Consider the following 13774-nt stretch of genomic DNA (forward strand, 5'->3'; position numbering starts at 1 on the left):
CGATTTTCGAAGATAGGAAATTACCGATTTAGGTCTCGCCAATGGAATAGATTTGCTTGAAAAAGCGGCAGATACAGTTCAAAAAATAGGCAAGTTGAGTCCAATCGAGTCTTCAAGCCCTCCATGCATCGCCATTTCAAGCATTTCATCCACCGTCATGAGCCGGAAGGCCACTGGCACGGACATCTGAAATCCGGCATCGGCGCGGTTACGGGCATGATCGCGGTTGGCGGTCTGACGATTGCAACCGGCATTCCGCTGCTGATCGCACCCTTCGGCGCGACGGCCGTCCTGATCTTCGGCCAGCCGAACAGCCCGCTGGCGCAACCGGCCAATGTCCTTGGCGGCTATCTTCTGGCGGCGCTGGTCGGCAGCCTTGCCATGGCGCTGTTTCCGGGTCTCTGGTGGGCGGCGGCCATCGCGGTTGGTCTGGCCATCGCCGGCATGCTGATGTTGCGGGTGACGCATCCGCCGGCGGGTGCCGTGCCGCTGGTGGCACTCGGCTCGCATCTGTCAGCCTGGACGCTGTTTATGGTGGTCGGCCTCGGCGGATTGCTGCTGATCGCCATCGCCGTGCTGCATCATCTCATCCCGCCGAAGCAGCAATATCCGCTGCGGGCGGAATAAACTTCCTTACTGCTTGCGCTGCAGGCGGCAGAAGAAGAAGCCGTCGGTGTCGGTCGATGCCGGTGTCAGCGTGATGGTCTTGCCATCCGACGAGAGCGGCTTCGGCGCTTCGTTACCGAACAGTTTTTCCCAGGAACTCAGCGCCTCGACCACCTCGAACTCCGGATTGTTGGCGGCGAAGCGGTTGACCTGCGTCTCGTTTTCGTCCGGCAGGACCGAGCAGGTGACATAGAGCAACGCGCCGCCGGGGCGAACGAATTCACCGGCCTGCGCCAGCGCTTCCTGCTGCTGGCTGATGCGCTCATCAAGGTTCTTCTGCGTCAGCCGCCATTTTGTATCGGGGCGCCGGCGCCAGGTGCCGGTGCCGGTGCAGGGCGCATCGACCAGCACCTTGTCGAATTTGCCGCGCAGGGCCAGCAGGGCGTTGCGTTCGTCGTGAACCTGGACATTGCGCGTGCCGGCGCGCTTCAATCGCTCGATGATCGGCGCCAGCCTCCGGCGATCGGTGTCATAGGCGTGGACCTGGCCCTTATTGTGCATTGCCGCCGACATGGCGAGCGTCTTGCCGCCGCCGCCAGCGCAATAATCGAGCACCTGGTCGCCCTCTTGGGGCAAGACGAGATCGGCAACGATTTGGGAGCCCTCATCCTGAACCTCGAACCAGCCCTTCTGGAAGGAGAGCTCGGCGGTGACGTTCGGCAGGCGCGATGCGCCTTCGCCGGCGGGAATGCGGATGCCGTTGCGGGCGATCTTCGAGGCCTGGGCTCCGGCGCGCTCGAGCGCCTTGACCGCCTTGTCGCGGCTGGACTTCAGCGCGTTGGCGCGCAGATCAAGCGTCGGCCGCTCGGCTAGCGCCTGTGCTTCGGCCAGCCAGCTATCGCCGAAAGCCTGCTGGAAGGAATGTTCGACCCATTCGGGGATATCGCCCTGGATATGGCGGGGGGCGTCGTCGAGCTTGCGGGCGGCAAACGCAGCCAGCGCCTCGGTGCTCGGTGCTTCCGGCGCGAATTTGTCGCCATCGAGTTCGGCGGCCAGCGCCTCGGGTGTCAGACCCCATTGGCGGAAGAGGACGGCATGGGCGAGTGCGGATGGGGTGTCGTCGCCCATCAACCAGGCATGTGACAGCCGCATGCGCAGGGCGTCATAGACGATATTGCCGATCGCGGCGCGGTCGCCGGACCCGGCGAAGCGATGGGCAAGTCCCCAATCCTTCAGGGCGTCGGCCACCGGTCGCTTGCGCGTTTCGATATCGGCAAGAACTTCGATGGCACCCTGCAGCCGGCCGCCCAAACGCATTCACTACTCTCCTGCTTGGCACACGGCTCCGAAAATCACGATCGATCGTCGGAAACGCTCATGTGCCTATCATGATGTCGCTGGCACCTCATCAATCCGCACGAATATATAGCACATGGCGGCAGATTATTGAGACGTCTCAACCGCGTGGTAGCCGCGATTGACGGAGAGAGCAAGCATTACGCCAAAACGCCGGATCGTTACCGGCGAATTCGCGGATTACCTGGAAGCGACGATTTCATAGCAGACCTTGGCCGTGCCGGAGGAAACCATGCCGATATCCTGTGCGGCTGCACGGGAGAGATCGAGTACCCGGCCCCGAATGAAAGGTCCGCGATCGTTGATGCGAACGACGACGCTGCGGCCGTTATTGCGGTTGGTGACCTTCAGGCGTGTGCCGAAAGCAAGCGAGCGATGAGCGGCAGTAAGACGTGCGGAACTCATGCGTTCCCCGGAAGCAGTCTTGGTGGTTCCGCCGTACCATGATGCGCCCCCGCATCCCGTTGCTGCAAATGCGTCCGTAGAGAGGATAGCAAAAGAGGCGGATATAGTTGCGGCGATCGCAATAGCACGATTGATTTTCTTCAAACCGATTTTTCCCTCAAGCAATTGAACTTGCGCCAGTAGGCGGCGAGGGCTTAAGCCGGGCCAAAAATGGCAAAAAAGTGCCACTGCCGATCACGGAGTGTTACAGTCTGTAACATTCGTGATTCATCGCGATTACTATGACAAGATGCCGGAAAATCGTTTCTTGGAAAAAAGCTAATGGAATCAGTTAAAAACAGAACAAATTTTCTCGACCCTCTGGTGTGATGCGAAAGATCACGAAAATCGGAAAAATAATTTTCCGACTTTGCCATAATCGCTGCCGCATTTGTGCAATTTTAGAGATCGTTAACCATAAATATGGAGAAAATTGAACTAGGCCGTGTGGCTTAGTAGGAATTTTCATGCGAAATGGCTGCGGTAACCAAGGCTTCGTTTAGCCGCGCCAGCGCCTGGAAGCCCAGAGTTCGGCGAGCGACATGCGGTATTCCGGGTAGCGGAAAAGGAAGCCGAGGGAGCGTAGTTTTGCGTTCGAAACGCGCTTGTTCTCGCCATAGAACGAACGCGCCATCGGGGTCAGTTCCGCCGTCTCGAAAGGCTGCTCCGGTGGTGGCTCGACGCCCATCAGGCGGGCTGCTTCGACAATGATATCCTGCGGCGCGGCCGGTTCGTCGTCGGTGACATTATAGATGCCGCCGAGATGGCGGTCGGAGAGGAACTTGGCGCAGGCGCCGATGTCCTCGACACGGATGCGATTGAACACCTGATTGACCTTGATCAGCCGTCGCGCCGTACCCTTTTCCAGATTGCAGAAGGCGTTGCGGCCGGGACCATAGATGCCGGCAAGCCGAAGCACGGCGACCGGAATGCCAAGCCGGACGCCGACGCGCAGCCAGCCGTCCTCCGCTTCGACGCGCTCGACCGAGCGGCTGGAAACCGGATGCAGCGACGTCTCCTCGTTGATCCACGCACCCTTATGATCGCCATAGACGCCGACCGTCGAAAGGTATCCAACCCATTCGAGCTTCGGCATCAGCGTGGCGACATCGAGATGCGCCAGTCTGAGCAGCGGATCGCCGGCCGTACCCGGAGCGATCGATTGAATAAGGTGCGTGGCGGATTTCATCGCCTCGGCAAGCGCCGGCTCGAGCGTCTCGCCGTCGAAGACGAAGGCTTCCACGCCTTGGCTGGCGAGTAGATCTGCCTTGTCCGCCGAGCGGGTCGTGCCGGTGATGCGGACACCGGAGCCGGCGAAGGTCTTGGCGATAGCGGTTCCCGAATAGCCGCAGCCGAAAATCATCACATGCATCACGCCACTCCCGCCAGTTTCCATTCGGCACGGACATCCGCGTCCGGCTCGTCGGTTCTTTCTGCCGCAAAAGCGAGGAATTCGCCAGCCGTCATCAGCCGCGACAGCGCCCAAACGGCCATACCGCGCACGACGGGCGAGGTGTCGCCGGAGAGACGACAGCAGGCGTCGATCAAGGTGCGATCATCGGAATTGCCGGCGGCGATCAGCACGTTGCGGACGAAGCGGTCGCGGCCGATGCGCTTGACTGGTGAGCCGCTGAAGAAGGCGCGGAAGGCGGCATCGTCGAGATCAAGCAGAAAGGCGATCGACGGTTCCTTCAGGTCTTCGCGGGCGACGAGCTTCATCTCCGATGCTGAGCTGGCGAACTTGTTCCAGGGGCAGGCGGCAAGACAATCGTCACAGCCATAGATGCGATTGCCGATCAACGGCCGGAGCAGTGGATCGATCGGCCCCTTATGCTCTATGGTGAGATAGGAGATGCAGCGGCGCGCGTCGAGCTGATAGGGCGCCGGAAAGGCCGCCGTCGGACAGACATCGAGACAGGCTCGGCAGGAGCCGCAATGGTCGATTTCGGCCTGGTCCGGCTCCAGATCGGCGGTGGTGAACATCGAGCCGAGAAACAGCCAGGAGCCATGCGTGCGGCTGACGAGATTGGTGTGCTTGCCCTGCCAGCCGAGCCCCGCAGCGGCGGCCAGGGGCTTTTCCATGACCGGTGCTGTATCGACAAAGACCTTGACGTCTTCCTGCGAGCGCGCCGCAAAGCGGGTGGCGATCTCCTTCAGCCGGCCCTTGATGACGTCATGATAGTCGCGGTTGCGAGCGTAGACGGAGATGGCCGCCTTATCCGGTTTCTCCAGAATGCCGCGTGGGTCTTCCTCGGGGCCGTAATTCAGGCCGAAGACAGCGATGGAGCGCACATCGCTCCAGAGCATGCGCGGATCGCCGCGGCGTTCGCGGGTCTCTTCCATCCACGCCATGGTGCCGTGGTAGCCCTGCTTGAGGAACTGGTCGAGCCTGCCGCTGGCTTCGGGAATGGCATCCGGACTGGTGATGCGACAGAGATCGAAGCCCTGAGCTCGTGCTTCGTCACGCAGAAAGGCGGTCAACGCCTGCCGCCGCCCGCTTTCCTTTTCCGCTGTACGGTCTTCGGGCATGGCGAGCCCTCGTCAGAAATCCAGATCGGCGTAGTGCGATACCGGGGTGATGGCGCGCACGCGCTCCGCCAGGATCGGGCGGAAGGACGGGCGCGATTTCATCCGCTGGTACCATTCTTTGACAACGGGCGATTCCGCCCAGTCGATTTCGCCGAGATAATCGAGAACGGAAATCGAGGCCGCCGCCGCGAGATCCGCATAGCTCATCCGGTCGCCGGCGAGCCATTGTCTGGAACCCGCGAGCCAGGAGAGATATTTCATGTGTTGGCGGATATTGCCGCGCGCCATGCGCATCAGCTTGGAATCGGGCGCACCGCCACCCTGATCGGCGGTCATCTGCAGCTTATAGACCCGCTCGCGCACCAACGGCCGCGTCACGTCCTGCTCCATCTTCTGCATGAACCATTCCGTCAGCCGGCGGATTTCGGCGCGCTGGAACGGATCTTCGGCCAGAAGCCGGCGGTCGCGCTTCAGCACGCCATGGGTCTCGTCGAGATATTCGGAAATCACGGTCGCGCCGCAGAGCGCCCGCATGCTGTCGTCAACATAGACCGGCAGGGTGCCGGCCGGGTTGAGCGCCAGGAAGTCGCGTCGCTTTTCCCACGTCTGTTCCTCGATCAGTTCCGTCTGATAGCCGTATTCGGTCAGGATCAGACGGACGAACCGTGACGGAGATGACATGGAGTGATGATACAGCGTCGGCATTGATACTCGGGCTTTTGTGATTGATGCTTATAGGCGGTTCGGGTTCGTCATGATTGCGACCCTAGTCATGCGTCATCGGTTGAAGCTATAGGAGCTTGGCCTAGTTAACACAAGCGAATCGGGCCGCCCCGCCGTTTGACAAAGGACACAATATGGCTGAACAAATTATTATCGCGCTGGTTTTGGGCCTCGTGGAAGGCCTTACGGAGTTTATTCCCGTCTCCTCCACGGGTCATTTGATATTGATTGGACATTTTCTCGGCTTCAAATCCGCAGGCACTTTCGAAGTTCTCATCCAGCTCGGTGCGATTCTCGCCATCTTGCTCGTCTATTTCAATCGCCTCGTCCAAATCGCCAAGGCCTTGCCGGTCAGCGTCAAGGCGCGGCATTTCGTGCTGGCCGTCCTCTTCGGTTTTCTGCCGGCGGCGGTCATCGGCGCGCTCGCGCATGATTTCATCAAGGGCGTGCTGTTCGAGACGCCTATCCTCATCTGTATCTCGCTGATTCTCGGCGGTATCGTCCTGCTCGTCATCGACAGGATCGAGTTCAAGCCGAAATATACCAGCGCCTACGATTTCTCGTGGCCGATGGCGATCAAGATCGGCTTCTTCCAGTGCCTGGCGATGATCCCCGGTACTTCGCGTTCCGGCTCAACGATCGTCGGTGCCCTGCTGCTCGGCGCGGATAAGCGCTCGGCCGCCGAGTTTTCCTTCTTCCTCGCCATGCCGACCATGGTCGGCGCCTTCACGCTGGATCTGTGGAAAAGCCGCAACGATCTCACCATGGCCGACGGCCAGCTGATCGTCATCGGTTTCGTCGCCGCCTTCATCACGGCGCTGTTCGTGGTCCGGGCATTGCTCGATTTCGTCTCGCGCCGCGGCTACGCCCCCTTCGCATGGTGGCGTATCGGCGTCGGCGCTCTCGGACTGATCGGCCTTGGCTACCAGCACATGATCGGCTGAAGCGGCCGGCAAGTCGACATAATGAAGACAATTGAGGCCGGTGAGAACCGGCCTTTTTCATGCTCGATCAGTTCGAGGATGAAGCGTCGATGGAGCCCGTCGTGCAGGGATCGACGCCATAGGTCGGCGTGCATTCACCCTTGACCGAAGCGATGCTGCCACGGGCCATGAACGAACCCGCGAGGATCACCAGTGCCGCGCACGCAAACAGAAGCGCGATAGACTTACCCATCGAAAAATGCCTTTCCGCAGAAGTAGAGCGCGCCACGACGTGGCTCCTTGGGTGAGCCTCTGGACGCGCGGTTGTGTTAGTCAGTGACGTGACCAATAGCAATAAATGTTCATGTTAAATTTGACGTTAATGCTACTATTTTTGAGGTGCGTCTTTTCGGCAACGCCAGGCTGTGAGTTAAGCCGGCGCGCGCGCTACCCAGAAGATCATCAGCAGAGCTGAAGAAACGAAAAACGCCGTCCGGTCGAAACCAGACGGCGCTCGAATGTCTCGAACGATGGAAGCGTCAGGCGGCCTTGCCGGAACCGGTGAACTGGCCCTGCGGGCGATAGCGCACCAGATAGGACGGCAGTACGGAGACGAGGAGCGTCGGCAGCAGGCCGATGCCCTTCAGCGTCCGTCCCTCGGCTTCGGCTTCCTTGGAGACGATATTGTCGCTCTTCAGCAGCGTGACCTGGTCGGAGGTGATCGGCGGCGTGATCAGCGGCACCAGCGACGCGACCGAGCCGATCAGCGAGGCCAGCCCGAAGGGGATGGAGACCAGCGGCTTCTTGCGATTGATAACCGCAAGCGTGGTCTCGAGACATTCGCGGAAAGACAGCACTTCCGGACCGCCGAGTTCGTAGATCGTGCCGGCCTTCAGCTTGCCGTCGACCCCACGGGCGACTGCCTCGGCAACATCCTCGACATAAACAGGCTGGAATTTCGTCTTGCCGCCGCCGATCAGCGGCAGGAAGGGTGCCGAGCGCGACATGTCGGCGAATTTGTTGAAGAAGCCGTCTTCCGGTCCGAAGACGATCGACGGCCGCAGGATAACAGCATCCGGCTTGATCGAGAGAATGGCGGCTTCGGCGCGGCCCTTGGTGCGGGCATAGGCCGAGGGCGAATTGGCGTTTGCGCCGAGAGCGGAGACATGCGTCAGCGAAGCGCCGACGCCGCGCGCGGCTTCAGCGATGGCCTTGGCGCCGAATTCCTGCACGGCGTCGAAGGTGTTGCGGCCGCTTTCAGCGAGAATGCCGACGCAGTTGACCACATGCTGCGCGCCTTCGACGGCGCGGTCGATGGAGTTGCGGTAGCGCAGGTTGGCCTGCACGATCGAAATCTGGCCAAGATTGCCCTGCGGCTGCAGGAAGCCCGCAAGATCGGGACGACGAACGGCAACACGGATGCGGTAGCCGCGCTTGGCGAGCGCGCGCACGACATGCCGCCCGATGAAGCCTGATCCTCCGAACACGGTTACGAGTGGCGGAAGGTTGGACAGGGTCATGGCAGGCTCCTCGAAAGGCTTAGATGGGGCTGATCTGGTTTCGTCTTAGCCGATCCGAGGGCCGAGGTGAAGTGCCATCGCGCCGCATCGTCGAGCTGCTTTTTGAATGCGTCAGACGCCTTCGACGACGACCATTTCCGCGTCCGCCACTTCCTGGCGGATTTTGGCGGCGATCTGGTATTCCGGCGAGTTGTAGCAATCGACGGCATGTTGCAGCGACGGGAATTCAATGACGACGTTGCGGCTGCGCGCCTGGCCTTCCAGCGGCGTGAAAGCACCGCCGCGCGCCAGGAAATTCGCGCCATATTGCTCGAAAGCCGGCTTGGCGGCGGCAACATAGTCCTTGTAGCGTTCGAGGTCGCGAACATCCACGCGAGCGATCCAGTATCCCTTTGCCATGTTCGGCCTCCTGTATCTTGGAATTAGAGTGCGGCATCCATTTCCGAGAGAATGGCCCGGGCAGCCTCCCTCGGGTCTGCGGCCTTGACGATCGGTCGTGCCACCACGAGATGGCTCGATCCGGCCCTGATGCCCTCGGCCGGCGTCATCACGCGCTTCTGGTCGCCCTTGTCGCTGCCCGCTGGGCGGATGCCGGGGGTGACCAGCGCCATATCCGGGCCGATGATCTTGCGCACGGCCGAGGCTTCCTCGGCCGAGCAGACGATGCCGCCCATGCCGGCGAGAAGCGCCTGTTCGGCGCGCTTCAGCACCAGCGTATGCGGGTCGTATTCGTATCCGGCGGCGATCAGGTCCTCCTCGTCCATCGAGGTCAGCACGGTGACACCGAGCAGGCAGAGGTCGGAGCCCTTGGCTGCCGCAACGGCCGCTTTCATCGCCTTCGGATAGGCGTGCAGCGTCAGCATCGACATGCCCATCTTGACGATGTTCTCGACGCCGGAGGCGACGGTGTTGTCGATATCGAGCAGCTTCATGTCGAGGAAGATCTTCTTGCCGTCCTTGGCAAGGTCGCGGGCAAATTCCAGCCCGCCGGCAAAGGCCAGCTGATAGCCGATCTTGTAATAGAGAATATCGTCGCCGAGGGCGCTAACGACCTTTTCGGCCTCCTGAAGGTTTGGAACATCCAGTCCAACGATCAAGCGGTCGCGCGCGGTCATCTCAAGCCCATCCCTGCCAATTTTCCATAGGCGTCCAGTCGCATGAGACGGCGCGCTTCGCAAGATCGAATGCGAAAAGATTGCCGCCGCCGGGCGGTTGATCGCCCTGGCGTGCGATCGGCTTGCCCTCGAGGTGGCATTTCAGCAGCGTGCCGACGCCGCCATGGCCGACAAAGGCGATGGGCACGCGTGGGTCATGCCGCGCCAGAACGGCGTCCACCTCGGAGACGATCCGCGTCTGCGCATCGATGGCGCGCTCCCATCCTTTGAAGCTCTCGTTGGGATGCGCGAAAAACCAGTCCGCCGCCTTTTCGAATTCCGGTGGGGCGAGAAAGCCGGTGGCGCTGCGGTCGTTCTCATGCGTGGCTTCGATGATCTCCACCGCTGCGCCGCTCGCCGTCGCCAGGGCCTCGGCGGTCTCGATCGCCTTGCGCTCGGCGCTGGAAACGATCAGGCCGAGCTTGCCGGCCCAGGGACGAGTCGCCGCCAGCTGTGCCCGCGCCGCGCCGATCTCGGACAGGCCCCATTCCGGTACGGGAACGTTGGGATCGATGCGGACCTGCGGGTGGGTGATATAGAGAGCGAACATCGGCGGCGTGATCCCATGCTGAATGGAAGGCTTCGGAGCCGAAATATGCTCTATCGGAAGGCAATGGCAAGATGGCGTTTGAAAGCCGAACTCAGCCGCGCCGATAGATCCAGAGCTGCGCCGGCGGGATGTTGCGGACGATGAAGTCGAAATGCTGGATGTGGTAGCGATCAGGCCGGGCGATGATCGGCGAGACCGGGCCGTAGGAAATCTGCACCACGGGCCGGCCGGGCGGCATGCGGTCCAGCAGGCTTTCGAGCAGGGCGACACGCTCCTTCATCGGGAAGTTCAGCAGCGGAATGCCGGAAATGACGGAATCGAATGTCTGGCCGCGCAACACGCCGAGCGTCGTGTCGAGATCGAAGGCATCGCCGTTGATGAAGTTGACGCCGGCATAACGGCGGACGAGGTGATTGTAGAAGTCGGTGGAATATTCGATGGCGACGAGATTCTGCGGCTCGACGCCGTGCGCTAGGATCGCCTTGGTGATCGCGCCGGTTCCGGGGCCGAGTTCCAGCACCGGCAGACCGGACTGCAGGTTGATGACGCTCGCCATCTTGCGGGCGGTGATCGAGGATGTCGGGACGATGGAACCGACGGTCTTCGGACCCTGCATCATGCCCTTGAAGAAACGGATTTCCTCGTCGAATTTCTTGCCAAGCCGTTCCTTGAGACGCAGCGCCATGCTCTCCCCCATCAGTTTCTGCAGTTGCGACTTACATATCGCTTGTTTCTAATCTTGCAATGCTGTGACGCAATAACAAAAGAAAATGTCGCAATCAACGCGCGTTAAAATAAAAGCGCCCTTCCCGTGTCCATGACAACGCGGGAAGGGCGCTTTGGTTTCGCTAGACGCGCATCGGCATCAAGACATAAAGGGCGTCGTCGCCGGCCGTATCGCGGATGAGCGTCGGCGAGCCGGCATCGGCAAGCAGGAAGATCGCGGCGTCGCCGGACAGCTGCGCGGTGATGTCGAGCAAGTATTTGGCATTGAAGCCGATTTCCATCGCATCGGTGTCATAGCCGACGGCGACTTCTTCCGTCGCACTTCCGGAGTCCGGATTGTTGACCGTCAGCAGCAGCTGACCGTCCGACAGCGCCAGCTTCACGGCGCGGCCACGCTCCGACGAGATGGTGGAGACGCGGTCGACGGCCTGCGCGAAGGACTGGCAATCGACGCGCATTTCCTTGTCGTTGTTGGTCGGGATGACGCGCTGATAATCGGGGAAGGTGCCGTCGATCAGTTTCGAGGTCATGACGATCGAGCCGATCGTCGTGCGGATCTTCGCGTCCGACACTTCGACGGTGACGATGACATCCGGGCTGTCGACTAGCTTCTGCAACTCGCCGACCGTCTTGCGCGGGATGATGATGCCCGGCATGCCTTCCGAACCGGAGGGCGCGCTGACATCGGCGCGCGCGAGACGGTGACCGTCGGTGGCAACTGCCCTGAGTTTCAGGTCGCCTTCGCTTTCGATCGTGTGGAAAAAGATGCCGTTCAGATAATAGCGCGTCTCTTCGGTGGATATCGCGAATTGCGTCCGGTCGATCAGCATCTTCAGGTCCGCTGCCTTCAGCTTGAAGGAATGGCTGAAGCTGCCGGCGGTGAGATCCGGGAAATCGGATTCCGGCAGGCATTGCAGCGAGAATTTCGAGCGTCCGGAGGCAACCGTCATCGAGCCGCCGTCGGGATTGGTGGCGAGAAGTACTTCCGAACCATCAGGCAGCTTACGCACGATGTCGTAGAGCAGATGCGCCGGAACGGTGGTGGCGCCGGCCTGCTCGACATTGGCGGGGGTCGCCTCGGTGATTTCCAGATCAAGGTCGGTCGCCTTCATGTCGAGGTTGGCGCCCTCGGCCTTCAGCAACACGTTGGACAGGATCGGGATCGTGTTGCGACGCTCGACCACGCGATGGACGTGGTTCAGCGACTTCAGGAGGTTCGACCGCTCAATTGTAATACGCATGGATGCTACCGCTTTCGACCGTGACTGCCCGGGCGGTCCGACTCGCCCGAAGGATATGGTTCCGAGCGGCCCCGAAGGGATCGCCCCGAAGATTGGACGGGCAAAATGACAGAACTCCGCATGCGAATGCAAGAGGCATCGGGATATGCAGCACGTCATTTCAGTAAATGATGGGCAAAGCTCACAGGATTTGCTGTGCACTTGCCGTTAGGCGGCACCTCGCCCATAAAGGCGATGAATCCAAGGCGAATTCAGGACAGGCATGAACGAAGAACATTCCAGCGGCGGAGCGCGCAGCTTCCGCTTGCATAACCACACGGTTCCCGCCCGTCCGCTCGAGCCGGCGCTCTATCTTGTCGCGACCCCGATCGGCAATCTCGGCGATATCACGCTCAGGGCACTGGAAACCCTGGCGGGCGCCGATGTGCTTGCCTGCGAGGATACGCGCGTCACCCGCGTCCTGCTCGATCGCTACGGCATCCAGAACAGGCCCTATGCCTATCATGAGTACAATGCCGATGAGGTCGGGCCGCGATTGCTGCAGGCGCTGGAAGCCGGCCGCTCGGTGGCGCTGGTCTCCGATGCCGGCACGCCGCTGGTCTCCGATCCCGGCTACCGGCTGGCGCAGCAGGCGATCGAGGCGGGATATCGGGTCGTGCCCATTCCCGGCGCTTCGGCGCCGCTTGCGGCACTCGTCGGCTCTGGCCTGCCCAACGACGCCTTCCTTTTCGCCGGCTTCCTGCCCACCAAGGACAAGGGCAAGCGCGACCGGCTGACGGAACTTGCCGCCGTCCCAGCCACGCTGATCTTCTTTGAATCGCCGCATCGCATCGCCGCGACACTTTCCGCCGCCGCCGATGTGCTCGGCGCGGAACGCCCGGCCGCCGTCGGCCGCGAACTGACCAAGACCTTCGAGGAATTCCGTCGCGGTACGCTCGCCGAACTCGCGGCATTTTATGAGACGGTCGATAACGTCAAGGGCGAGATCGTCTGGTTGGCCGGCCCACCGATGGAAGTCGTCACGCCGGAGGCCGATATCGAGGCCATGCTCCGCGATCTCTCCAAGACCTTGCCGACCGCTAAGGCTGCGGCGGAAGCCGCGCGCCTGACCGGCCTGCCGCGCAAGGACCTCTATCAGCGTCTGCTCGACATGAAGGGGCAGGCCGAGTGAAACGATATGGCCTGGCAATTGCGTCGGCAGAGGCTATGTCGTTCAGTTCTAGCGAACTAGAAGGTTCAAGCTTGGTTCAAAGACTATATTGAGCCTATGTTTTCAAGTTTTTGGGATTTGCCAATTCACTGAGGAATGGTCTTCGATGCCCGAAAAGAAGCCGTATATTATAGATGAGATAACCAAGAAGCAGGTATTTATATATCCTGCTGTAGGTTTGCTGGTTATTATTTTATCTGTATCACTTTTCGAACTTCCGGAGTGGCTAATCATATCATTATTAATTGGATATGCTGTTATGCTTCAGTCCTTGATAAAGGACAAATATTTTTCATCCAGTTGGGTGAAGCCCAAAGAAGATAACCAACCGAATAAAAATACCCGAGCTGATAGCGAGCAGAATGGTCGCCATAGCGAATGACGAATTTGATCCGCTATGATCGGTGAGACCGGTGGAAAGCTGAAGCGGCAAAAGGCCTGGCGGCGCGGCCATGTCTCCGAATATCTTGCCGCTGCATTCTTACTGCTCAAAGGCTATCGCATTCTCGCGATCCGCCACCGCACCAAGCTTGGCGAAATCGATATCATCGCCCGCAAGGGCGATCTCGCCGTCTTCGTCGAGGTCAAGGCCCGGCGCGGCGAGCAGGAGGCGGTCGACGCCGTCTCCTTTTCCGCGCAAAAACGCATCCGCGCCGCGAGCGACCTCTGGATCGCCCGCCAGCCGGACTTTGCGCTGCTATCGCAACGCTATGACATCGTCGCCATCCTGCCCGGCCGCTGGCCCCGGCATTTTCAGGATGCTTTTTGAGGCTGGTATCACGGAGCCGTCAT

17 protein-coding genes are annotated in these 13774 nt (G+C 60.7%); 5 read left to right on the forward strand and 12 right to left on the reverse strand.

The annotated features are described in order from the left end of the window. The first annotated feature begins 123 nt into the window (after positions 1–123). Positions 124–627: an HPP family protein gene (locus tag EX00_RS18640; RefSeq protein WP_047461047.1), complete on the forward strand. Its 504-nt coding sequence runs from the start codon at positions 124–126 to the stop codon at positions 625–627. A gap of 6 nt (positions 628–633) precedes the next feature. Here the strand turns inward: EX00_RS18640 and EX00_RS18645 are convergent, their stop codons facing one another. The 5 genes from EX00_RS18645 to EX00_RS18665 form a co-directional block, all read right to left on the reverse strand. Next, positions 634–1923, reverse strand: coding sequence for an RsmB/NOP family class I SAM-dependent RNA methyltransferase (locus EX00_RS18645; RefSeq protein ID WP_047461051.1), 1290 nt, complete (start codon positions 1921–1923; stop codon positions 634–636). 219 nt (positions 1924–2142) lie between these two features. Beyond that, positions 2143–2511, reverse strand: coding sequence for a septal ring lytic transglycosylase RlpA family protein (locus EX00_RS18650; RefSeq protein WP_047461054.1), 369 nt, complete (start codon positions 2509–2511; stop codon positions 2143–2145). 394 nt (positions 2512–2905) lie between these two features. Further along, complete coding sequence (locus EX00_RS18655; RefSeq protein WP_047461056.1) at positions 2906–3778, reverse strand: SDR family oxidoreductase; 873 nt, start codon at positions 3776–3778, stop codon at positions 2906–2908. Next, positions 3778–4935 carry a tRNA epoxyqueuosine(34) reductase QueG gene (queG, locus tag EX00_RS18660; protein WP_047461059.1) on the reverse strand — a complete coding sequence of 386 codons (1158 nt, stop codon included), beginning with the start codon at positions 4933–4935 and terminating at the stop codon, positions 3778–3780. The genes EX00_RS18655 and queG overlap by 1 nt, the downstream gene beginning before the upstream one ends. 12 nt (positions 4936–4947) lie before the next feature. Continuing rightward, the gene (locus tag EX00_RS18665; protein ID WP_047461061.1) at positions 4948–5640 is read right to left on the reverse strand and encodes a glutathione S-transferase family protein; all 693 of its coding nucleotides are present in this window, start codon (positions 5638–5640) and stop codon (positions 4948–4950) included. 152 nt (positions 5641–5792) lie between these two features. Between EX00_RS18665 and EX00_RS18670 the strand changes: the two genes are divergently transcribed. Continuing rightward, entirely contained in the window at positions 5793–6602 is an 810-nt protein-coding gene (locus tag EX00_RS18670) for an undecaprenyl-diphosphate phosphatase (protein WP_047461064.1), read from the forward strand. Between the two features lie 67 nt (positions 6603–6669). Here EX00_RS18670 and EX00_RS31760 read toward each other — a convergent pair whose 3' ends face one another. From EX00_RS31760 to dnaN, 7 genes are all read right to left on the reverse strand, one after another. Beyond that, positions 6670–6834: a hypothetical protein gene (locus EX00_RS31760; RefSeq protein WP_007702841.1), complete on the reverse strand. Its 165-nt coding sequence runs from the start codon at positions 6832–6834 to the stop codon at positions 6670–6672. A gap of 286 nt (positions 6835–7120) precedes the next feature. Continuing rightward, positions 7121–8101: a complex I NDUFA9 subunit family protein gene (locus tag EX00_RS18680; protein ID WP_047461067.1), complete on the reverse strand. Its 981-nt coding sequence runs from the start codon at positions 8099–8101 to the stop codon at positions 7121–7123. Positions 8102–8212: 111 nt separating this feature from the next. Next, the gene (locus tag EX00_RS18685; protein WP_047461070.1) at positions 8213–8500 is read right to left on the reverse strand and encodes a DUF1330 domain-containing protein; all 288 of its coding nucleotides are present in this window, start codon (positions 8498–8500) and stop codon (positions 8213–8215) included. A gap of 23 nt (positions 8501–8523) precedes the next feature. Then, positions 8524–9216, reverse strand: a complete 693-nt coding sequence (gene pyrF / locus EX00_RS18690) for an orotidine-5'-phosphate decarboxylase (RefSeq protein ID WP_047461074.1) — start codon at positions 9214–9216, stop codon at positions 8524–8526. A gap of 1 nt (position 9217) precedes the next feature. Continuing rightward, entirely contained in the window at positions 9218–9805 is a 588-nt protein-coding gene (locus tag EX00_RS18695; protein ID WP_047461076.1) for a histidine phosphatase family protein, read from the reverse strand. A 91-nt stretch (positions 9806–9896) separates the two neighbouring features. After that, positions 9897–10490 (reverse strand): phospholipid N-methyltransferase PmtA, encoded by a 594-nt coding sequence (gene pmtA / locus EX00_RS18700; RefSeq protein ID WP_047461079.1) that lies wholly within the window; start codon positions 10488–10490, stop codon positions 9897–9899. A gap of 163 nt (positions 10491–10653) precedes the next feature. After that, the gene (gene dnaN, locus EX00_RS18705; RefSeq protein ID WP_007702819.1) at positions 10654–11772 is read right to left on the reverse strand and encodes a DNA polymerase III subunit beta; all 1119 of its coding nucleotides are present in this window, start codon (positions 11770–11772) and stop codon (positions 10654–10656) included. Between the two features lie 262 nt (positions 11773–12034). On the opposite strand from dnaN, the gene rsmI reads away from it, so the two are divergent. From rsmI to EX00_RS18720, 3 genes are all read left to right on the forward strand, one after another. Next, on the forward strand, positions 12035–12943 hold the full coding sequence (rsmI, locus tag EX00_RS18710) for a 16S rRNA (cytidine(1402)-2'-O)-methyltransferase (protein WP_047461081.1): 909 nt from the start codon (positions 12035–12037) through the stop codon (positions 12941–12943). A gap of 145 nt (positions 12944–13088) precedes the next feature. After that, entirely contained in the window at positions 13089–13364 is a 276-nt protein-coding gene (locus EX00_RS18715) for a hypothetical protein (protein ID WP_047461084.1), read from the forward strand. Positions 13365–13379: 15 nt separating this feature from the next. Further along, positions 13380–13751: a YraN family protein gene (locus tag EX00_RS18720; protein ID WP_047461087.1), complete on the forward strand. Its 372-nt coding sequence runs from the start codon at positions 13380–13382 to the stop codon at positions 13749–13751. Positions 13752–13774 lie beyond the last annotated feature (23 nt).

It is taken from the genome of Martinezella rhizogenes, assembly GCF_000799715.1.
Lineage (GTDB): Bacteria > Pseudomonadota > Alphaproteobacteria > Rhizobiales > Rhizobiaceae > Rhizobium > Rhizobium rhizogenes_C.